Raw genomic sequence first — 21,289 nt, forward strand, 5'->3', positions numbered from 1 at the left:
TCATGCCGTACCGATATAATTACCGAATGGTAAGTAGATATACTTGACACGACTTTTGAAAGGAGTATGATTGATGAGCGCACAACATGTAACCGTAATCGGAGCAGGACTGGCCGGCAGTGAAGCTGCCTGGCAGTTGGCGAAACGGGGAATATCGGTACATCTGTATGAGATGAGACCTTCTAAACAGACTCCGGCCCATCATACTGATAAATTTGCGGAGCTCGTCTGCAGTAATTCGCTTCGCGCCAATTCCCTTACCAATGCAGTAGGGGTTATTAAAGAAGAAATGCGTACACTGGATTCCATCATCATACAAGCTGCCGATCAATCACAGGTTCCTGCTGGAGGCGCGTTGGCGGTCGATCGCCATGAATTTGCGGGATATGTGACAGAACATGTGAAGAATCATCCGAATGTAACCGTATATAATGAAGAAATCGGGGAGATACCTGTGGATGGACCTGTGATTGTAGCCACCGGTCCATTGACGTCAGAATCACTATCCGCTCACCTGAAGGAAATGACAGGCGAAGAATACTTATACTTTTATGATGCTGCGGCACCGATCATTGAGAAAGATTCCATCGATATGGACAAAGTCTATTTGAAGTCACGATACGACAAAGGGGAAGCCGCTTACCTCAACTGCCCAATGACCGAGGAAGAATTCAACCGTTTTTACGAGGCGTTGATAGCAGCGGAAACCGTTCCACTGAAAGAGTTTGAAAAGGAAATATTTTTTGAAGGATGTATGCCAATCGAGGTCATGGCCCAGCGTGGTAAAAAAACCATGACATTCGGGCCGTTGAAACCTGTAGGTTTAGAAGATCCGAAAACAGGAAAAACACCTTATGCGGTCGTTCAATTACGACAGGACGACTCTGCAGGAACATTATATAATATGGTAGGTTTTCAAACCCATTTGAAATGGGGGCCGCAAAAAGAAGTATTCCGCTTGATACCTGGTCTCGAGAATGCAGAAATCGTCCGGTATGGAGTTATGCATAGAAATACTTTTATCAATTCACCTAATTTACTTAAAGCGACCTATCAATACAAAGACAAAAAAGACCTCTTCTTTGCTGGTCAAATGACCGGAGTCGAAGGTTATGTAGAATCGGCTGCAGCCGGATTGATTGCAGGTATCAACGCAGCTCGATTGCTCCAGGGAAAAGAACCAGTTGTACTTCCTCACGAAACGATGATGGGAAGTATGGCACACTATATAACCACAACCAGCCCTAAGCACTTCCAGCCGATGAATGCTAACTTCGGTTTGATCAAGCCATTGGAGAATAAAATAAAGAATAAGAAGGAAAGAAATGATGCATACGCTAAGCGGGCATTGGAAACAATTCAGAATTTTGTTACAATTTAGTTAAAAGGATTGCGCTAATTGATTGAATTGTGTTAAAATTTAAACGCCTTGAAGAGGTGGATATATGGACGATTTACAAACAGAAAAACTTCTTTTTCTGGAATACCTGCAAATTGAAAAAAATGCATCTTCACTAACCATCCAACACTACGAAAAAGATGTAGATGCATTTTTTCTTTTTATGCAAACAGAAGGGATTCCAAGTTTAAGAGACGTAGATTACCCTTTGATACGCATATTTTTGACACGTTTGTACCAGCAGAAACTCTCCAGAAGAAGTGTTTCCCGTAAGCTGTCCTGTATGCGGTCGTTTTATCGTTTTCTTGAACGGGAGGGGAAAGTGGACAACAATCCATTCATTAACGTATCCTTGCCCAAGGAAGGAAAGCCGATTCCAGAATTCTTTTATGAAGAAGAACTGGAGCGGTTATTTTCTGTAAACGACTTATCTGCTCCGCTTGGTCAACGTAATCAGGCTTTGCTTGAATTGATGTATGGGACAGGAATCCGTGTCAGTGAATGTGTGGATATCAAAGTGGAAGATATAGATTTTACGATTGGTACCATCCTCGTACGAGGGAAGGGCCGTAAGGAAAGGTATGTACCCTTTGGTCAATTCGCTGCTAAGGCATTGAAGAAGTACATGGAGAACGGTCGTTCCAGACTTCTCAAAAATAAGGACATAAAGCCTGATCACCTTTTTCTCAACGCGAAAGGTGGAAAACTATCTGATCGGGGGGTACGTCTCATCCTGGATAAGATGGTTGAAAAGGCAGCCATGACCGTAAACATCCATCCACACAAGTTAAGGCATAGCTTCGCCACCCACATGTTAAATCAGGGTGCCGATCTGCGGGCAGTCCAGGAACTGCTTGGTCATGAAAAACTATCATCCACGCAGATTTATACTCATGTGACAAAGGACCATTTACGTAAGATATATAGGGATAGTCACCCGAGAGCAAATAAATAGAGGTGAGAAAAGGATGAGTCAACAGTTTCATGCAACAACTATATTTGCTGTCCACCACAAAGGGCAGTGCGCGATGAGCGGGGATGGCCAGGTGACCCTTGGCAATCAGGTGGTTATGAAACACACAGCGAAAAAGGTGAGAAGGCTGTTCAAGGGCCAGGTACTGGCAGGCTTTGCCGGATCAGTTGCTGACGCCTTCACTTTGTTTGAAAAATTTGAATCTAACCTCGAAGCGTATGATGGAAATCTCGCTCGTGCGGCAGTGGAATTAGCCAAAGAGTGGCGAAGCGACAAAGTTTTAAGGAAGCTGGAGGCCATGCTGATTGTCATGAACAAGGATGAAATGTTTCTTGTCTCCGGTACAGGAGAAGTGATCGAACCGGACGATGGCATTCTGGCTATCGGTTCAGGCGGTAACTATGCCTTGAGTGCCGGCCGCGCATTAAAGCGGTATTCTTCTGATAAAAGTGCGGAAGATATTGCCCGGGCCGCATTGGAAATTGCGGGAGAAATCTGTGTGTTCACGAATGACCAGATCACACTCGAGGTCATTGAATAAGGAGGCTGGTATGGATGTCATTTGAGTTGACTCCAAGACAAATTGTCGAGAGACTCGATCAATATATCATTGGTCAGAAGGATGCGAAAAAGTCCGTTGCGGTTGCATTGAGAAACCGTTACCGTCGGATGCAGCTGGATGATCAGCTGAGGGATGAAATCGTACCCAAAAATATCCTGATGATCGGACCTACCGGCGTCGGAAAAACTGAGATTGCCCGCCGCCTGGCAAAGCTTGTAGGGGCCCCTTTTGTCAAAGTGGAAGCCACTAAGTTCACTGAAGTCGGTTATGTTGGGCGTGATGTTGAATCAATGGTACGGGATTTGACAGAAACAGCGGTGCGGATGGTGAAAGAAGAGCAGATGGAAGCGGTGAAGGACCGGGCTGAAGAACAAGCGAACAAACGCCTTGTCAAGCTCCTTGTGCCATCTAAAAAGAAGCAGACCAATTTCAAAAATCCATTCGAAATGATTTTCAACCAGCAACCCAATCAGGATACTCAGGAGCAGACGGGTGATGAAGAGGTTGAAGTAGAAAATAAACGGAATCGGATTGCCCAGCAGCTTGCAATGGGAGAATTGGAAGATCATATGGTAAACGTGGAAGTCGAAGAACAGCAGCCTTCGATGTTTGATATGCTCCAGGGTTCAGGAATGGAACAAATGGGTATGAATATGCAGGATGCCATGAGCCAATTCATGCCGAAGAAAAAGAAAAAACGCCGCCTTCCTGTATCTGAGGCCAGAAAAGTACTTACACAGGAAGAAGCACAAAAATTGATCGATATGGATGAGGTTACCCAGAAAGCTGTGCAGAAAGTTGAGCAATCGGGTATGATTTTCATCGATGAAATCGATAAGGTAGCCGCTAAAAGTGAGAACCAGGCGAATGTATCCAGGGAAGGTGTCCAACGCGACATTCTGCCGATTGTGGAAGGATCTACCGTAGTGACAAAACACGGTCCTGTCAAAACAGATCACATCCTGTTTGTTGCAGCCGGTGCTTTTCATATGGCAAGGCCTTCTGATCTTATACCGGAATTGCAAGGCCGTTTTCCTATCCGGGTGGAATTAGAGAAGCTCACCATCGGTGACTTTAAACGAATTTTAACAGAGCCATCCAATGCATTATTGAAACAATATGGTGCTTTATTAGAAACAGAAGGTATAAAGGTTGAATTTTCTGACGAAGCTGTAACTAAGCTTGCAGAAATCGCCTTTGAAGTTAATCAGGAAACAGATAATATCGGTGCACGGAGGCTGCACACCATTCTCGAGAAACTTTTGGAGGATTTATCGTTTGAAGCACCGGATGTAACCATGGATACGATAAAAATCACTCCTCAGTATGTCGATGAGAAGTTAAGCAGCATCGTGAAAAATAAAGATTTAAGCCGATTTATCCTTTAGAAGCGAGTACAGTTAGGAGGAAAAACAAATGCAATTATTAGAACGTGCCAGAAAAATCAACTCTATGTTGCAGAAAACAACAGGGAAATCAGTCAATTTCAATGACATGTCCGCTACATTGCGTGATGTCATTGGGGCCAACATTTTCATTTTAAGTCGTAGAGGTAAGCTTTTAGGCTTTGCGATCAAACAGGAAATTGAGAATGAACGTATGAAAGCGATGCTTTCTGAGCGCCAGTTTCCGGAAGCTTATACCCAGAACTTATTCACGATCCAGGAAACAACTGCCAATATTGACATTGACAGTGAGTATACAGCATTCCCGGTAGAGAACAGAGAGCTATTTGAAAATGGCCTGACTACCATCGTACCTATCATTGGCGGCGGGGAGCGTCTGGGCACATTAATCCTAAGCCGTCTCAGCGATAGCTTTGAGGAAGATGATCTATTGCTTGCAGAATACGGGGCAACCGTGGTAGGGATGGAAATTCTTCATGAGAAGACAGAAGAAATCGAACAGGAAGCAAGAAGCAAAGCAGTTGTGCAAATGGCTATCAGCTCACTATCCTATAGTGAATTGGAAGCTATTGAACACATTTTTGAGGAACTGGAAGGCAACGAAGGATTGCTGGTAGCAAGTAAAATTGCCGACCGTGTCGGCATTACAAGATCTGTTATTGTCAACGCTCTTCGTAAGCTGGAGAGTGCAGGGGTCATCGAATCCCGCTCCCTCGGTATGAAAGGGACTTATATCAAAGTGTTGAACAACAATTTTCTGGTGGAACTTCAAAAATTACGCACCAATTAATATACAGTAAAGGCTGCCGGTATTTTCCCGGCAGCCTTTTTCAATATATATAGTTTGTTGCTTATCATTTAAACCAAGACAAGAATAAATTTATCCGGAGATTCCCTTACCCTGTAAAGTATGTAATAATAAAGGTGAGATGTTCATTATTCGCCAAAATGCTACATAATCCCCAGTAATAGACGCATATGTAAAATGATGTCTAATTGACAAGAATAAAGAACCGGGTCTTTAGTCATTTTTTGTAAGATTCCCCAACATATTGACGATTTCGCATAGACAACCAGTCTCCGTTTTCTTACAATGTGTTGGTAGGTTATGGGTCCATGCCCATTAATCAGGAGGTAGATGAAATGAAGTTATTCGGCGGGACAATGCAGACTCTGGAACATTCGCTCAACTATGCCACCCAGAAAAATAATACCATCTCCAATAATATTGCAAATATCGACACTCCAGGATACAAGGCAAAAGAAGTAATCTTCAAGGAAATTTTAGCGGAACAAACCACCACCAGTATCAAAGGTTTACGCACCCAACCCAGACACCTTCCCATCGGAAATAACAGCCTGACTCCTTACCAGGTTGTCACCAATAAAGGAACTACATATAACCATAATGGCAATAACGTGGATATTGACAAAGAAATGAACGAACTTGCCAAAAACCAGCTGTATTATCAATCAATGGTTGAACGATTAAACGGGAAGTTCCGCAGCATGGAAACTGTGATTAAGGGAGGCAGATAATGTGAGCATCTTTCATGCGATGAATATTAGCGCTAGTGCTTTGACAGCCCAACGTTTACGAATGGATACTATTTCCTCCAACATTGCCAATGCAGAAACCACTAGAGCAGTATTGGATGATGAGGGGAACTGGCAGCCATACCGAAGAAAGCAGGTTGTCTTTGAGTCTGTAAAAAAGGATTTCAGCACATTTCTTAAGCAAGCGAAAACTTCTTCTGCCACTTCAGGCCAGGGTGTAAGGGTAAGCGAAATACGGGAAGACAACACGGAACCATTCCAGTTGGAATATAATCCGAATCATCCGGATGCAAATGAAAATGGGTATGTACAGATTCCCAATGTTGACCCCTTGAGAGAAATGGTTGATTTGATGAGTGCCACTCGCTCTTATGAAGCGAACATCACAACAGTCAACGCTTCAAAATCAATGCTCCTGAAAGCATTGGAAATTGGAAAATAAGGCAGGTGACTTAACTTGGTCGACTTAAATGCAATCAATAACATATTTGGCATAGTACCTAAAGCTCAAAATAATCTCAGCATGACCCCGGCTGACGCACAGGCGGATTTTGCTGCTGATTTGAAGCAGGCGATCGCTGCTGTCAATCACAGCCAGATGGTTTCTGATCAAAAAACAGAGGCCCTTGCCAAGGGGAAAATCGATGATCTGCATGATGTGATGATTACTGCAAAAAAAGCGAGTATTACTTTGCAAACATCTGTAGAAATACAAAGTAAAGTCATCGAATCGTATCGTGAGATTATGAGAATGCAAGTTTGAGCTAATCCTATTCCATTTCGATATTATAGTATTCTTTTGAAGTGTGTGTTTTATGGGGGCAATTATGAGAAAAAATTTAATTATTTTTAAAGAAAACATAGCAAACTTTTGGAAAGAACGTACCAAAGCCCAAAAAAGCACCTTGATTGGCTCTGTATTAACTTTGATCATTGTGCTTTTGGCAGTCAGTTTCCTATCTTCAAAAAGTAATATGGTCCCCCTTTATCAGAATCTTTCGTTACAAGAGATCGGCCAAATGAAAACGGAATTAGACGCCCGTAACGTAAATTATGAGCTGACACAAGGTGGACAGACCATCCTGGTGCCGGAATCCCAGGTCGATGGCCTTTTAGTAGATTTGGCAGCATCCGGGCTTCCGAAAAGCGGAAACATAGATTACTCATTCTTCAGTGAAAACACCTCATGGGGAATGACAGATAATGAATTTGACATGATCAAACTGGACACGATGCAGACGGAATTAGCAAATTTGATAAAGGGTATCGAGGGGATCAAGGATGCGCAGGTAATGATTAACCAGCCGCCTGAACTGGTTTTTGTAGGAGACGAACAACAGGAGGCGACGGCTTCCATTGTATTACATACATCACCTGGTTATCAGTTCAAAGATAACCAGCTTGAAGGTCTATATAACTTAGTCTCAAAATCAGTTCCCAATCTTACTACAGATAACATCGTCATTATGAACCAGTATTTTGAATACTTCGATCAAAATAGTTCAGATTCTCCTGGTAGCGGGAGTACATACACCCAGCAGCAGAACATCAAAACAGATATAGAGCGGGACATACAAAGGCGTGTCCAGCAAATGCTTGGAACCATGGTCGGTATGAATAAGGTAGTGGCATCTGTTACAACTGATATCGATTTCACACAAGAGAATCGAATAGAGGAATTAGTGGAGCCGGTAGATCCCGACAGTATGGAAGGACTACCGGTAAGTGTGGAACGGCTTACAGAAACCTATACCGGGAACCCGCCGGATGAAGGCGGTGTAGCCGGTACAGGTGAAAATGATGTACCAGGTTATAATGCTGAAAATGAAAACGGTGGCGGCGATTATGAAATGGTCAAGGAAACAATCAATAATGAATTCGACCGTATCCAACGCGAAATTGTGGAGAGTCCGTATAAGATCAGAGATATCGGCATCCAGGTAGCGATCGATACATCAAAAGGATTGGATGATACCGGTGAGGTTCAGCTATTATCCCAGCAGGAACAAGCGACGGTTGAAGCAAGTGTCAGCTCCATCCTTGATTCGATCATTTCCACTTCTATTGCTGCTCCTTATGAAGGAGACGCTGCAGGTGAGCATGTTTCAATTGTGTTCCAGGAGTTCAACGGAACAGCAGAGCAGCAGCCTTCCCCGACAGGTATCCCGCTCTGGGCATATATTGCAGGAGTAGTACTTGTTGCCGTTGTACTAACATTGCTCTTGGTCTTGTTGAAAAAGGGCCGCAAACAAGACGAGGATGAAAAAAGTTATCAAGAATTTATGCAGGAAACCGTAGCATATGATATTCCGGAGCTGGATGAAGAAAAAGATACAGAAGGAACCGTCAAACGCAAACAGCTCGAGCGTATGGCAAGAGAAAAACCGGAAGATTTCGCGAAATTATTACGGTCCTGGATAGCGGAAGATTAGGGGGAAGTGACACATGCCAAAAAAACAGGCACTGACAGGGAAGCAGAAAGCAGCCATACTATTGATTTCCCTTGGTCCGGACGTGTCCGCACAAGTATACAAACACCTGACAGAGGAAGAAATCGAAAAACTCACCTTGGAGATTTCATCCGTGCAAAAAATCGATTCCAGACAAAAAGAAGAAATCCTCGAACAATTTCACCAAATTGCTCTCGCTCAGGATTATATAACCCAGGGTGGGGTAGGTTACGCGAAAACTGTATTAGAAAAAGCCATGGGAGAACAGGAGGCAGCCAATATCATCGGTCGTCTTACTTCTTCGATGCAGGTCCGCCCTTTTGACTTTGCACGAAAAGCAGACCCAGGCCAGATTTTGAATTTTATCCAAAATGAACACCCGCAAACGATTGCATTGGTGTTATCTTATTTGGATTCCTCTCAATCGGCTCAGGTGCTTTCTGAATTGCCACAGGAAATTCAAGCGGACATAGCCAAACGGATTGCGTTGATGGAGTCCACTTCACCAGAGATCATCAGCCAGGTGGAACAGATTTTGGAAAGGCATCTTTCCTCAACGGGTACGCAGGATTATACGCAGACCGGTGGTATCCCTGCAGTGGTAGAAGTCTTGAATGGTGTGGACAGGAGCACAGAACGCACGATTCTTGATGCCCTGGAAATACAAGATCCTGATTTGGCGGAAGAAATCAAAAAGCGGATGTTCGTATTCGAAGATATCGTCACGCTGGATAACCGTGCGATACAGCGTGTCATAAGAGAGGTTGAAAACGATGATCTCCGCCTATCACTGAAGGTAGCTAGTGAAGAAGTGAAAGAGATCGTATTCAACAATATGTCCCAGCGGATGGCGGAGACCTTCCAGGAAGAAATGGAGTTCATGGGACCTGTCCGGCTGAAAGATGTTGAAGAGGCACAAACACGTACAGTGGCGGTTATCCGTCAATTGGAAGAAGTCGGTGAAATAGTGATTGCCCGTGGCGGAGGTGACGATATCATTGTCTGATATAACTGGTAACCAAAAAGAAAAGGCCAGGCTTATCAAGCTGAGACCTATCCATGTGGCAAAGCAAGAAATAGAACCTAATACAGAGACATCCTTATCTGAAAAAGAAGAAGAGATTGCCCAGAGGCTCCAGGAAGCAGACAGAAAATGGAAGGAAGCTGAGCTGGAGACGGAAAAAAAGCTTAAAGAAGCTGAAAAGATTATTGAGCAGCAAAGGCTTGCATGGGAACAAGAAAAGGTGGATTTGACAGAGTCTGCACGAAAAGAGGGATTTAATGCAGGTCACAGGGAAGGCAGGCAACTGGCTTATCAGGAAGCTGAAATTCATATCAATCAATCGCGCCAGGTGGTGGACCAGGCTAGAGAAGATTATCGGCAGATTATTGAGTCCAGTGAAACTGCCATCCTGGAGATCGCATTGCGAATTGCCGAAAAAATCATGAAGCATCAATTAACCGAAAAACCGGAGAAGTTTCTACCGATAGTTAAAGAGGTTATTGCGGAAGTCCAGGATCAACCGGAGATTGTTATTTCTGTTCATCCGGATCAGTATGCTCTTGTTTTAGCTCAAAAAGATGAATTGGAAGTGCTCACCTCAGGCAAAACGATATTGACCATCTATCCGTATGCAGAACTTGAACCATTCAGCTGCAAAGTCGAATCGCCTTTCGGCAGTATTGACGCCTCGATCGATAGTCAATTGAGCGAGCTTCGTAAACAATTGCTGCAAATTTCCAAGGAGGGCGGTTTCGTTGATTCATAATTCTTATCTGAAAGCTATTGATCAAATAGATACATATAAACGGTTTGGAAGGATCCATCGGGTAGTCGGGCTTATGATTGAATCTAAAGGACCTGAAGCCTCGATTGGAGAAGTTTGTCTAATCCATACACCCTCCCATATCAACAGAACAATTAAGGCAGAAGTTGTAGGATTTCATGATGAAAACATATTATTGATGCCTTTCAAAGAAGTGAGGGAAATTAGTCCTGGCAGTCTGGTCGAAGCTACCGGATCTCCACTCCAAATAAAAGTTGGAGCAGGCTTGATCGGAACTGTTGTCGATGCTATGGGGGAATCTCTGGGTGAGCATCTCCTTCCGAAAGGGCTAATATCTTATCCAACGGAACAGTCTCCGCCAAACCCTTTGTTACGACCGACAATTAAAGAACCTCTCCATGTCGGTGTCAGGGCTGTCGATACACTTCTCACTGTAGGGAAAGGTCAGCGGATCGGAATATTTGCAGGAAGCGGAGTTGGAAAGAGTACGCTGATGGGAATGATTGCCCGAAATAGTTCAGCGACAATCAATGTCATTGCATTAATCGGTGAACGAGGGAGAGAGGTCCGGGAGTTCATAGAAAATGACCTCGGGGAGGAAGGATTGAAGAAATCGATCATTGTAGCCGCTACTTCCGATCAGCCCGCACTGATGAGAATGAAAGGCGCCTATACAGCGACCGCTATCAGCGAGTATTTCCGCGACTTAGGCTATGAGGTCAACCTGATGATGGACTCAGTGACACGGGTAGCAATGGCTCAAAGGGAAATCGGGCTTGCGACAGGAGAGCCCCCCACCACTAAAGGCTATACTCCTTCTGTTTTCGCTGTACTGCCTAAATTATTAGAACGGACAGGTACGAGCAAACTGGGAACCATTACGGCTTTTTATACTGTGCTGGTTGATGGTGATGATATGAATGAACCAATTGCTGACACGGTAAGAGGGATATTGGATGGCCATTTTGTACTCGATCGGAAGCTGGCGGAACAAAATCAGTTTCCAGCTATCAATATTTTGAAGTCGATCAGCAGGGTGATGAATCAAGTGGTTGATGAAGACCACAAACAAGCTGCCAATCGTCTGCGTTCACTGCTCTCCACTTATGAAGAAAGTAGTGAATTAATTCAAATCGGGGCCTATAAAAAAGGAGCAAACCTTGAAGTGGATAAAGCGATTCGCGCGTATCCAAACATCATTAGCTTTTTGAAACAAGGCATCCATGAAGAGGCACCATTTACAGAGTCGATGAGCCTATTGAAAGAGCTTAATCGGGGAAGTGATAACTGATGGCAAGTCTACATGCTTTCCATAAAATTCGTGATATCCATGAAAATGATAAATTGACTGCGCAGGAAGCATACCAGCAAGCGTTGAGTAAGTTTGAGGAAACTGCACAGCAATTATATGAAACGTTAAAAAAGAAAGAAGACACCGGACAATTGCTTCAAGGGAAATTAGCAAACGGAAATTTGTCTGCGCATTATTTTGCTCAAACGCAAGAATTTATAGCGCGGTTAGATCAGAAAGTAATGCAGCTACAGCCAATAGTGCAATCAGCAAGAAGTGAAATGGAGAATTGCCAGCACATACTGACAGAAGCCCATGTGGAAGTGAAGAAATTTGATAAATTGATCGATAAAAAAGTACAAAAATGGCAATTACGACAGAAGGAAGCGGAAAAACAGCAAATGGATGAGCTTTCATTACGTCAATTTTTAATCGAAAGAAACAGGTGAGGTTATGGCCAAGTCAAGACCGAACGAATCAGCCGGCACAAATCGTCTCCAATGGTTCTTTTTTGTCATTCTCATTCCTGTTATCTTTGCTGTCACGCTAACGTTGATTGTATTAACCATAGCTGGGGTCAACCTCGGTGATCTGGCAGCCAAGTATGGGAAGGACGTTCCGGTTGTTCAATCTCTATTTTCTTATCAAGCTGAAAAGAGCAAAGATCATACGATCAATAAAATGCAATACTCGTTAGATGAAAAGACTGACAGGCTTGACCAGTTGGAACAAGAGATAGCAGGGAAAAACGTAACCATTGAGAAATTACAGCAGCAAGTTGGCGATTTGCAAGCAAAACTGTCAATGAAAGAAAATACAAAGGAAGATAAAGAAGCGCAAGTCAAACAAATATCCTCTTCTTTTAAAGATATGGACCCGGAACAGGCAGCTGCAATCATCGGTAACTTAGACCAGCCGATTGCAGTCACTGTTCTTCGTAATCTCCCAAATAACGAGCGTGGAGATATCCTTGGAGAATTGGATCCGGAACAGGCTGCCAAATTGACAAGCTTATTTATAACAATAGGAAATTAATGATAGTACACCTTGAAAGGAGGTGATTATGTGAATACAAGTGCAATGAAACTGGATTTCTTTACATCCTCATCACTGAATGGGAAGGTTCAAAAAAATCACCCCCAGAAAGGGAATGCATATATCTTTGGAAACGTATTAGCAGCTCTTCATATAGAAAAAGAAGAGGGCTCAGGAACAGCTGCGGTTGAAGGGATGGTCCAGCAAATGTTGGCGGGGGCAATCGAGGCGTCTCAAGGAACTAAGATGACAGACCTTCAAGGTAAGCTTCAAGATACCTTGCCAAAAACTGTCTTGGAAGACTTCGAACAGCTTTCATCGGAATTTCCCCTCGAAGATTTACAGTCATCACAACAGTTAATTAGCGGGGGTAACACTGAGGCAAAAGAACAATCTGCGGGAAATCGCATATTTTTTCCTGCCCCAATAGCTTCGAGTCCTGCAACAGGCACAGTGGGAGGGGAAGCAATGGGACAGGAGAACTTGACATTAGCTATACATATGAAAGATTTAATACAACATGCGAAGCAATGGAGAGGCTCAGATACCAGTGAGCACCAATTCGGAAAGCTGGCAAAACAACTGGTTCAATCATTAGAACAATGGACAGCTCAACACAATGGTAATAACAGCAATGCCCAGCAGGCAGCAGCACAGGGTCAGAAGGCACCAAACCCTTTGGACGAACCCCTGCTGCGAGACTTGATTAAATGGTACCAGTCCCGTACGGCTATACAAAACCAGGCATATCAAAGTCAATCCCAGGTGACAACAAAAGATATGACAAAATGGCTGCAGCACGCTTTGAACAGGTACATAACGGCTGATAAGGGGCCGGAAAAGCACTCCTTTCTCCCTGCTGGGACTATAACTAAAGTGGAACAGTTCATGATCCATTTGAATCATAGCCAATCGACTGAGGGAATGCAAAAACAATTGATGCAGGAGTTCGACAAAGTTTTAAAATCAAGTAATCTTCAATTGTTGAAAAATGGCTCCATGGAAATGCAGCTGAAACTAAGACCCGCACAGCTGGGAGATGTTGTAGTGAGAATGACACAGCTGAATGGAGAAATGGCTGTAAAAATCATCGTAACATCTCAGGCTGCTAAAGAAATGCTGGAGGGTAATATGCAGCAGCTTCGTCACATGTTCTCCCCACAACAGGTGGTGGTTGAAAAGGCGGATATGAGTAGTGCACAGCAGCAATTCCAATCGAAAGACCAACAAACCAACGGCAGTGATGATCAATCCAGTCCAGAGCATACTGCTAAACAGCAAGAACGGGAAGAAGAGAATAATGAAAACGAAGATAGTTTCCAGGAAATTTTGTTGAACGAGAAAGTGTAGGTGAATGATATGACCAAAGTCGATGCTTCACTTTATTTAAACCAGCAGCAATCGAGAGGATCAATCAATTCTACTTTGGATAAGGATGATTTTATAAAGATTCTGATGACACAGCTCCAAACCCAGGATCCGATGAATCCAATGAAAGATAAAGAATTCATTTCCCAGATGGCTAGTTTTTCCAGCTTGGAACAGATGATGAACATGTCAAAAGCAATGGAGAAAATGACTGAATCGCAGTCTTTCGCACCTGTTGTCCAATATAGTTCTTTGATCGGTAAAGAAGTTACTTATCCGGTAGATGATACAGAGAGCCGGAAAGACAGCCGACAAGAGAATGCAGCAGTTACGGCTGTCAGTCAAAAAAACGGCGTTGTCCTGCTTGAATTGAAGAATGGTAAGACGGTAGATGTCCGGTCAATTTCAAGAGTGAGTGATTTGACGACAGAATGATGTAAGGAAGGGGATGTCATGAAACATCGTATCCACCAGCTGCACCAACCGCTGCCTTTACCTAAGACACCATTGAAACAACAAGCAGCAGCGTCTGGAGTTTCATTCAAGGATGTCTTGGCTGATGTCCAAACGCTGAAAGTAAGTAAACATGCCGGGGAGCGGCTGCAAGAAAGAAATATCGAGATTTCTCTAACACAATGGGAAAATATTGCCCACAAAATGAATGAAGCAAAGCAAAAGGGTATCACAGATTCATTGGTATTGCTGCCCGATGCCGCACTGGTAGTCAGTACAACAAACAATACAGTAATTACAGCGATGGACCGCAGAGAAGCAACTGCAAAAATATTTACAAATATTAATGGAACAATTTTGATGGATAAATAGGCTGGACCCGGATAGGGAGGCCGACAGAACTGCTAATTGATTGATGCAGTTCCCAAATATATGGAATTAAGAAGGGAATGTCAACCTTATGTTACGTTCAATGTACGCTGGAATATCAGGAATGAAAGGTTTTCAAGCCAAACTGGATACAATCGGGAACAATATTGCCAATGTCAATACCTTTGGCTACAAGAAAGGCCGTACCACTTTTCAGGATATGATGAGCCAGACAATTTCAGGAGCTCAGGGTCCTTCCGCCAATAGCTTACTAGGAGGGAAAAACCCTTCCCAGGTAGGTTTAGGTTCCCAAATAGGGTCGGTAGATACGATTCACACACAAGGCAATCGTCAGACAACCAATCGACCACTTGATTTAGCCATAGAAGGCGATGGCATGTTTGTCTTAGCAGAAAATTTAGGTGCAGGCAATAACGTACAAGGCTCAACCTTAAGTTTTTCAAGGGCTGGCAACTTCTACCTCGATACCGAAGGGAACATCGTTAGTAGCAATGGACAATATCTCGTAGGTGTTGATGGAAATAACTCACCAACGATTCTCAACATACCTGCAACTGCTCAAAGCTTCAGTATTCAGAGTAACGGTGATGTGACTTATGTAGATGATGCTAGCAAGGCTCAATCTGCAGGAACTGTCAGTCTCGCTAACTTTGCAAACCCGGAAGGACTGGAGAAAGTTGGAGGCAATATGTACCGGGCGACGAATAATGCAGGAGAATTTAATATTTTAGAAGATTTATCCGCACCTGGTTCTAATGGGACTGGCCAGACTGTTGCGGGTGCACTTGAAATGTCCAATGTGGATCTTTCTGAAGAATTCACAGAGATGATCACAGCCCAGCGTGGTTTCCAGGCTAATACAAGAATCATCACGACCTCTGATGAAATTCTGCAGGAGCTTGTCAACCTGAAGCGATAAGTAAGGAAGGAAGGAGGATTCAGCCACTGGTATGAATCCTCCCATATATGATTAAACGGACACGCTTGAACGGAAAAACATTCCAGGCATGCCATATACATAGAACAAATCCACTCCTGTCCGGATGCATTCATAACAATGACTGCCGGAAAAAACTGGTAGTCAAAGAAGAAGAAATCAAGCCGCATATCACTACATTTGATCAGGAAATTGGACTGGCAGGGAAATGGAAAGAAGCAGGTGATGAAGAATGAGCTCCAAACTGGTCAAATCAATGATAATGATACTATCGGGTTTGACGGTGCTTGGAATCGCAGCACTTATTATCGTACTGAATATTGGTGATCAACAAAAAGCGGAAGGGAAGCGGTCGATTGATGAAATTATCGAAACTTCCTATGAAACAAAAGAAATCACCACCGATTTAAAAGATAATCATTTCGTCAGGATTCAATTTCGCATCGTAACAGATAGCAAAGATGCTAATGAAGAATTGCAGAAACGCGATTTCCAGCTGCAAAATATCCTGATCAAAGAGCTGGCATCCATGGAAGTCAGTGAGTTCAAGTCAGGTATTGGTCAGTTGGAAAGTACGGTGAAATTGAAATTGAATGAAATGATGACAGAAGGCGAAGTCACAGATGTATATACCATTAAAAAAGTTTTGCAATGATAAAAAGGTTCTTCACATGAACGGAGGTGAAATAATTGGCAGAAGAGGTTCTTTCTCAAAGTGAAATTGATGCCCTTCTCTCTGCAATTTCCACTGGGGAAATGGATGCGGATGAATTGAAGGAAGAAGAAAAAGAAAAAAAGGTAAGGGTATATGATTTCAAGCGTGCGCTTCGGTTTTCCAAAGACCAGGTTCGCAGCTTATCGAGAATCCATGAGAATTTTGCCCGTCTATTGACCACTTATTTTTCAGCCAAGCTTCGTACGTATGTGAATATCTCAGTTGCTTCCGTCGATCAGGTTCCATACGAAGAGTTCATCCGCTCGATACCTAAAATGACGATTTTAAACATATTCAGCATGCCGCCATTAAACGGCAGGATCCTCTTCGAAATCAATCCCAATATTGCTTATACAATGCTTGACAGGGTGTTGGGAGGGCGTGGAGCAAGCGTAAATAAGGTGGAAAATCTGACGGAAATCGAAACAACAATCATGAGCCAATTATTCGAACATGCAGCTGCCAATGTAAAAGAGGCATGGAGTTCTATTGTCGACATCGAGCCCATGATGGAAGAGTTCGAAGTCAATCCTCAGTTTCTCCAAATGGTGTCACCTAATGAGACAGTAGTGGTCATCTCTTTGAATACGACCATCGGGGATTCGAGCGGAATGATCAATATATGCATCCCTCATGTTGTTTTAGAACCTATCATTCCTAAGCTATCTGTCCATTACTGGATGCAGAATCAGCAACCGCAAGAAAGTAAGCCTGAAGAATATCAGGTCCTTTCCAAATCGATAAAAAAGACGAAGGTAGAAGTGAAAGCTGTTTTAGGAGAAGCAGATATTTCCATTGAGGAGTTTCTTTACCTCAACCGAAATGACGTCATCCAGCTCGACCAGCTGATCAATGAACCAATGCAGTTATGTATTGATGAAGAACCTAAATTCTATGTGCAGCCAGGAAAGAAACGCAAAAAAATGGCCGTGCAGATTCTCGAAGAAATTCAAAGGGGGGAAGATGATGAATGATGATATGTTATCTCAGGATGAAATTGATGCACTGTTAAATGGCAGTGATAGCGATGAGGACTTCAGTGATGAACCAAACAATGCCAGCCAGCGAGTAAATGTGGATGAGTATTTATCGGAATTAGAACGGGATGCTCTCGGGGAAATCGGGAATATTTCGTTCGGCAGTTCTGCTACGGCATTATCTTCGTTGCTGAATCAAAAGGTGGAAATCACGACTCCTACTACAATGGTGATCGACAGAACACAGCTGAATGAAGAATTCCCTAAACCGAATGTGGCAATCAAAGTGACCTATACGGATGGATTTTCCGGAGATAATTTATTGATCATCCGGGCTAAGGATGCAGCAATTATTGCAGATTTGATGCTTGGTGGGGACGGTACTTCACCGTCGGAGGATTTGAAGGACATACATCTTAGTGCTGTGCAGGAGGCAATGAACCAAATGATGGGTTCAGCCGCGACTAGTATGTCAACCGTTTTTGAAAAAAGAGTAGATATTTCTCCGCCGGTCATTGATGTACTGGGCATTCCTGAAGATGAAGGACTTGGTTATATACCAGATGAAAATATATTAGTTAAAGTTTCTTTCCATTTGAAAGTTGGTAATTTGATAGATTCTAATATTATGCAGCTGCTGCCCTATCAGTTTGCCAAAGAACTGGTCAATCGATTATTCAACCCTGCTTATCAGGAAAAACATACCAGAGATCATCAGATAGCTGCTCAAGAGCAAATATCTCCTCCAGTGCTGAATGCTGATGAAAAAAAATACTTCTCCCGGTCTACCGCTCCACACAAAACATCAAAACAAGGTGCTCAATTGTTAGGCAGAAATGGCCATCCTAATACGGATGCAGATATTCAATCGGCTCAGTTTTCTGATTTTGGCAATAACCAGAGTATTTCCACTGAACAGAAAAATTTAGATATGCTGTTAGATATTCCATTGAAAGTGACGGTGGAACTGGGCAGAGCCAAACGCACCATCAAAGATATTTTGGAGCTGTCTTCTGGTTCCGTAGTCGAGCTGGATAAGCTTGCCGGTGAACCGGTCGACATTCATGTCAATAATAAGCTGATCGCCCAAGGCGAAGTAGTCGTCATCGATGAAAATTTTGGCGTCCGGGTGACGGATATATTAAGCCCTGAAGACAGGCTTAAAAAAATTAAATAGCAGCATGGAGAGAGGAGAAATTATAAATGGCTAATAAAGTATTGATTGTTGATGATGCAGCATTTATGCGGATGATGATCAAAGATATTTTAACTAAGAATGGATTTGAAGTAGTAGGTGAAGCGCAGGATGGCCAGGAGGCGATCGATAAGTATGAAGAGACTTCACCTGACCTGGTGACTATGGATATAACAATGCCGGAAATGGACGGCATCACTGCTTTGAAGGAAATCAGACAAAGTCACCCTGAAGCCAAAACCATCATGTGTTCAGCTATGGGGCAGCAGGCGATGGTCATTGATGCCATCCAGGCAGGCGCAAAGGATTTTATAGTCAAGCCCTTTCAGGCAGACCGGGTTATTGAAGCAATCCAGAAAGCATTAGATTAAGTGAAGAAGTGAGGCTGCTATGATAAATAGAGTATTGATATTCACCCTGGCCATACTGGCAGCTGTGATCCCGGTTTTATCGCCTAATGTGGTAACAGCAAGGCCTTCCGTCATCGATTGTACCGAAAACCCAGGTTTGGAGGGCTGCAGAGAAGGTGGGTCAGGAGCTGGTGAAGCGCCGGGGGATTCAGAAGGACAGAATAATGAGGCTGCCCCGTCAAACGACTCCATGGCCTGGAACCTGGTCCAGTTATTATTTTCACTGCTATTGGTTTTGGGATTGATTTACGGGCTGCTGAAATTTTTCAATCGGAAAAATAAGATGTTCCAAAAAAATCGCAAGCTGGAAAATATAGGAGGTCTTTCGCTCGGCCCAAACCGCTCTCTTCAGCTTGTCCGAATTGGAGACCGTGTGTTAGTGATCGGAGTGGGTGAAAATGTGAAAATGGTAACAGAAATTAAGGACGAAACTTCTAAACAAAATTTAATGCAGGCAGATCAGGAAGAGACGCTGGATGACCAGTTGATTTCCCGTTTTTTCAACAAGAAGGATAAAAAGAAACCGAAAACCTACCAGCAATCTTCTTCCATACAATTCCAACAATTGTTTGAAGGTGAACTTGGAGACCTGAAAGAAAACCGACAACGACTTTTACATAACAAGAAGCAGCGAGAGGATTATCACGATGAATGAATTCGCAGAAATCTTTTCAAGCTCTGATCCTGAAAACGTCTCGACAGCAGTGCGTCTCATGTTATTGTTTACCGTCCTTTCATTGGCACCAGGTATTCTGATTTTAATGACCAGCTTTACACGAATCCTAATTGTCCTGTCATTTGTACGTACATCTCTTGCGACCCAACAAATGCCACCCAACCAGGTACTGATAGGGATCGCCCTGTTTCTCACCTTCTTCATTATGGCTCCGACATTGCAGGAAGTGAATAATGAAGCATTGCAGCCACTTTTCAATGAAGAGATTACATTAGATGAAGCTTATGAAGAGGCTGCTGTTCCTATGAAGGAATTCATGGCGAAACATACGCGACAAAAGGATTTGGCTTTGTTTATGAATTACGCCCAAATGGAACGACCGGAAACCATTCAGGATATTCCGATGACAACGCTCGTGCCTGCTTTTGCTATTAGTGAATTGAAAACCGCGTTTCAAATGGGGTTCATGATATTCGTCCCGTTTCTTGTCATTGATATGGCAGTGGCCAGCGTCTTGATGTCTATGGGGATGATGATGCTGCCCCCTGTGATGATTTCTCTGCCATTCAAAATTCTATTATTCGTCCTGGTGGATGGATGGTATTTGATTACGCATTCCTTATTGGAAGGATTTTAGGGATAGGAGGTAGGTTGGATGAACAGTGAGATGGTCATCTCTTTAGCAGAAAGAGGGATTTATACAGTATTGATGGTAACCGGTCCATTGTTGATATTAGCACTCGGTGTCGGTTTGCTGGTAAGTATTTTCCAGGCGACCACCCAGATCCAGGAACAGACACTTGCCTTCATCCCGAAAATCGTTGCAGTCTTGCTTGGACTGATCTTTTTTGGACCATGGATGCTGACGCAAGTAGTCGAGTTTACTGCGGATATCTTCAACAATCTTAATATGTTGGTAGGTTAGATTATGCTTGAAACTATTAATCTGGCAAGTATTCCTGCATTTTTATTGATTTTAGTCAGGGTTACAGCATTTTTTGTAACATTGCCACTCTTTTCCTACCGTAACGTACCTGCCCAGCATAAAGTCGGGATCAGTTTCTTTTTAGCACTATTGATGTTTTTCACGATTGATATTCCACTCGTTTTGCCTAATGGTACATACTTACTCCTTTTATTAAAGGAAGCATTTGTTGGAATCATGATTGGCTTGATTGCCTATATCATATTAGCTGCTGTTCAAATTGCAGGAGGATTCATCGATTTCCAAATGGGTTTTGCGATTGCGAATGTCATTGATCCACAGACCGGAGCCCAAAGCCCTTTGATTGGCCAGTACCTTTATACGTTTGCTTTATTGTTTTTATTAGCGGTGAATGGTCATCATTTAATGCTGGATGGTATTTTTTACAGCTATGAATTGATTCCGATGCAGGTCTGGATTCCGATTGGAGAAAGCAATATAGCTGCGTTCGTCATCGATGCTTTTAATCAGATGTTCATCATCGCATTTTTAATGGCAGTGCCTGTGGTGGGCTGTTTGTTTCTTGTCGATGTCGCTTTAGGCATCGTTGCCCGGACAGTGCCGCAATTGAATGTCTTCGTGGTCGGCCTTCCTTTGAAAATACTGGTAGCCCTTGTCGTCCTATTCCTATCGATGGGAATATTCATGATGCTGATCGAAAATCTATTTGATACCATGCTCGCCACAATGAGAGGCTTGATGCAGCTATTTGGAGGCGCCTGA

The 21,289-nt window shown here is 43.2% G+C and carries 27 protein-coding genes; all 27 read left to right on the top strand.

Annotated features, from left to right (window positions below):
* Positions 1-73: 73 nt before the first annotated feature.
* The 27 genes from trmFO (at position 74) to fliR (ending at position 21,289) form a co-directional block, all read left to right on the top strand.
* Positions 74-1,381, top strand: coding sequence for an FADH(2)-oxidizing methylenetetrahydrofolate--tRNA-(uracil(54)-C(5))-methyltransferase TrmFO (gene trmFO / locus P855_RS0106335; protein ID WP_028782776.1), 1,308 nt, complete (start codon positions 74-76; stop codon positions 1,379-1,381).
* A 64-nt stretch (positions 1,382-1,445) separates the two neighbouring features.
* Entirely contained in the window at positions 1,446-2,354 is a 909-nt protein-coding gene (gene xerC / locus P855_RS0106340) for a tyrosine recombinase XerC (RefSeq protein WP_028782777.1), read from the top strand.
* 13 nt (positions 2,355-2,367) lie between these two features.
* Positions 2,368-2,913 (top strand): ATP-dependent protease subunit HslV, encoded by a 546-nt coding sequence (hslV, locus tag P855_RS0106345; protein ID WP_028782778.1) that lies wholly within the window; start codon positions 2,368-2,370, stop codon positions 2,911-2,913.
* Between the two features lie 14 nt (positions 2,914-2,927).
* A complete protein-coding gene (gene hslU, locus P855_RS0106350) occupies positions 2,928-4,322 on the top strand; it encodes an HslU--HslV peptidase ATPase subunit (RefSeq protein ID WP_028782779.1) in 1,395 nt (464 codons plus the stop codon).
* 28 nt (positions 4,323-4,350) lie between these two features.
* Entirely contained in the window at positions 4,351-5,130 is a 780-nt protein-coding gene (gene codY / locus P855_RS0106355; RefSeq protein WP_028782780.1) for a GTP-sensing pleiotropic transcriptional regulator CodY, read from the top strand.
* 353 nt (positions 5,131-5,483) lie between these two features.
* Positions 5,484-5,879 carry a flagellar basal body rod protein FlgB gene (gene flgB / locus P855_RS0106360; RefSeq protein WP_028782781.1) on the top strand — a complete coding sequence of 132 codons (396 nt, stop codon included), beginning with the start codon at positions 5,484-5,486 and terminating at the stop codon, positions 5,877-5,879.
* 1 nt (position 5,880) lies between these two features.
* Positions 5,881-6,339, top strand: coding sequence for a flagellar basal body rod protein FlgC (flgC, locus tag P855_RS0106365; RefSeq protein ID WP_028782782.1), 459 nt, complete (start codon positions 5,881-5,883; stop codon positions 6,337-6,339).
* 42 nt (positions 6,340-6,381) lie between these two features.
* On the top strand, positions 6,382-6,660 hold the full coding sequence (gene fliE / locus P855_RS0106370) for a flagellar hook-basal body complex protein FliE (protein ID WP_419177264.1): 279 nt from the start codon (positions 6,382-6,384) through the stop codon (positions 6,658-6,660).
* 64 nt (positions 6,661-6,724) lie between these two features.
* Positions 6,725-8,329 (top strand): flagellar basal-body MS-ring/collar protein FliF, encoded by a 1,605-nt coding sequence (fliF, locus tag P855_RS0106375; protein WP_028782784.1) that lies wholly within the window; start codon positions 6,725-6,727, stop codon positions 8,327-8,329.
* 13 nt (positions 8,330-8,342) lie between these two features.
* Positions 8,343-9,353, top strand: a complete 1,011-nt coding sequence (gene fliG, locus P855_RS0106380) for a flagellar motor switch protein FliG (protein ID WP_028782785.1) — start codon at positions 8,343-8,345, stop codon at positions 9,351-9,353.
* Entirely contained in the window at positions 9,346-10,116 is a 771-nt protein-coding gene (fliH, locus tag P855_RS20595; RefSeq protein ID WP_051353105.1) for a flagellar assembly protein FliH, read from the top strand. The genes fliG and fliH overlap by 8 nt, the downstream gene beginning before the upstream one ends.
* Positions 10,106-11,425 carry a flagellar protein export ATPase FliI gene (gene fliI / locus P855_RS0106390; protein WP_419177260.1) on the top strand — a complete coding sequence of 440 codons (1,320 nt, stop codon included), beginning with the start codon at positions 10,106-10,108 and terminating at the stop codon, positions 11,423-11,425. Before fliH ends, fliI begins: the two co-directional genes overlap by 11 nt.
* Positions 11,425-11,874: a flagellar export protein FliJ gene (fliJ, locus tag P855_RS0106395; RefSeq protein ID WP_028782787.1), complete on the top strand. Its 450-nt coding sequence runs from the start codon at positions 11,425-11,427 to the stop codon at positions 11,872-11,874. The genes fliI and fliJ overlap by 1 nt, the downstream gene beginning before the upstream one ends.
* Before the next feature lie 4 nt (positions 11,875-11,878).
* Positions 11,879-12,460 carry a MotE family protein gene (locus tag P855_RS0106400; protein ID WP_028782788.1) on the top strand — a complete coding sequence of 194 codons (582 nt, stop codon included), beginning with the start codon at positions 11,879-11,881 and terminating at the stop codon, positions 12,458-12,460.
* A 30-nt stretch (positions 12,461-12,490) separates the two neighbouring features.
* Entirely contained in the window at positions 12,491-13,810 is a 1,320-nt protein-coding gene (locus P855_RS0106405; RefSeq protein WP_028782789.1) for a flagellar hook-length control protein FliK, read from the top strand.
* A 9-nt stretch (positions 13,811-13,819) separates the two neighbouring features.
* Entirely contained in the window at positions 13,820-14,263 is a 444-nt protein-coding gene (gene flgD, locus P855_RS0106410; protein ID WP_037985681.1) for a flagellar hook assembly protein FlgD, read from the top strand.
* Between the two features lie 18 nt (positions 14,264-14,281).
* Positions 14,282-14,653, top strand: coding sequence for a TIGR02530 family flagellar biosynthesis protein (locus P855_RS0106415; RefSeq protein ID WP_028782791.1), 372 nt, complete (start codon positions 14,282-14,284; stop codon positions 14,651-14,653).
* Positions 14,654-14,741: 88 nt separating this feature from the next.
* Positions 14,742-15,590: a flagellar basal body rod protein FlgG gene (gene flgG / locus P855_RS0106420; RefSeq protein ID WP_028782792.1), complete on the top strand. Its 849-nt coding sequence runs from the start codon at positions 14,742-14,744 to the stop codon at positions 15,588-15,590.
* A 47-nt stretch (positions 15,591-15,637) separates the two neighbouring features.
* Positions 15,638-15,844, top strand: coding sequence for a hypothetical protein (locus P855_RS0106425; protein WP_028782793.1), 207 nt, complete (start codon positions 15,638-15,640; stop codon positions 15,842-15,844).
* Positions 15,841-16,263 carry a flagellar basal body-associated protein FliL gene (gene fliL / locus P855_RS0106430; RefSeq protein ID WP_028782794.1) on the top strand — a complete coding sequence of 141 codons (423 nt, stop codon included), beginning with the start codon at positions 15,841-15,843 and terminating at the stop codon, positions 16,261-16,263. The genes P855_RS0106425 and fliL overlap by 4 nt, the downstream gene beginning before the upstream one ends.
* 35 nt (positions 16,264-16,298) lie before the next feature.
* A complete protein-coding gene (gene fliM / locus P855_RS0106435) occupies positions 16,299-17,297 on the top strand; it encodes a flagellar motor switch protein FliM (RefSeq protein WP_028782795.1) in 999 nt (332 codons plus the stop codon).
* The gene (fliY, locus tag P855_RS0106440; RefSeq protein ID WP_028782796.1) at positions 17,287-18,477 is read left to right on the top strand and encodes a flagellar motor switch phosphatase FliY; all 1,191 of its coding nucleotides are present in this window, start codon (positions 17,287-17,289) and stop codon (positions 18,475-18,477) included. Before fliM ends, fliY begins: the two co-directional genes overlap by 11 nt.
* A 26-nt stretch (positions 18,478-18,503) precedes the next feature.
* Positions 18,504-18,866: a response regulator gene (locus tag P855_RS0106445; protein WP_028782797.1), complete on the top strand. Its 363-nt coding sequence runs from the start codon at positions 18,504-18,506 to the stop codon at positions 18,864-18,866.
* Positions 18,867-18,885: 19 nt separating this feature from the next.
* The gene (gene fliO / locus P855_RS20600) at positions 18,886-19,560 is read left to right on the top strand and encodes a flagellar biosynthetic protein FliO (RefSeq protein WP_037985683.1); all 675 of its coding nucleotides are present in this window, start codon (positions 18,886-18,888) and stop codon (positions 19,558-19,560) included.
* Entirely contained in the window at positions 19,553-20,218 is a 666-nt protein-coding gene (fliP, locus tag P855_RS0106455; protein WP_028782798.1) for a flagellar type III secretion system pore protein FliP, read from the top strand. The genes fliO and fliP overlap by 8 nt, the downstream gene beginning before the upstream one ends.
* 18 nt (positions 20,219-20,236) lie before the next feature.
* Positions 20,237-20,506 (top strand): flagellar biosynthesis protein FliQ, encoded by a 270-nt coding sequence (fliQ, locus tag P855_RS0106460; protein ID WP_028782799.1) that lies wholly within the window; start codon positions 20,237-20,239, stop codon positions 20,504-20,506.
* A 3-nt stretch (positions 20,507-20,509) separates the two neighbouring features.
* Positions 20,510-21,289, top strand: a complete 780-nt coding sequence (gene fliR / locus P855_RS0106465) for a flagellar biosynthetic protein FliR (protein WP_028782800.1) — start codon at positions 20,510-20,512, stop codon at positions 21,287-21,289.

Origin of the sequence: Thalassobacillus devorans MSP14, assembly GCF_000496835.1 — a bacterium.
GTDB classification, from domain to species: domain Bacteria; phylum Bacillota; class Bacilli; order Bacillales; family Halobacillaceae; genus Thalassobacillus; species Thalassobacillus devorans_B.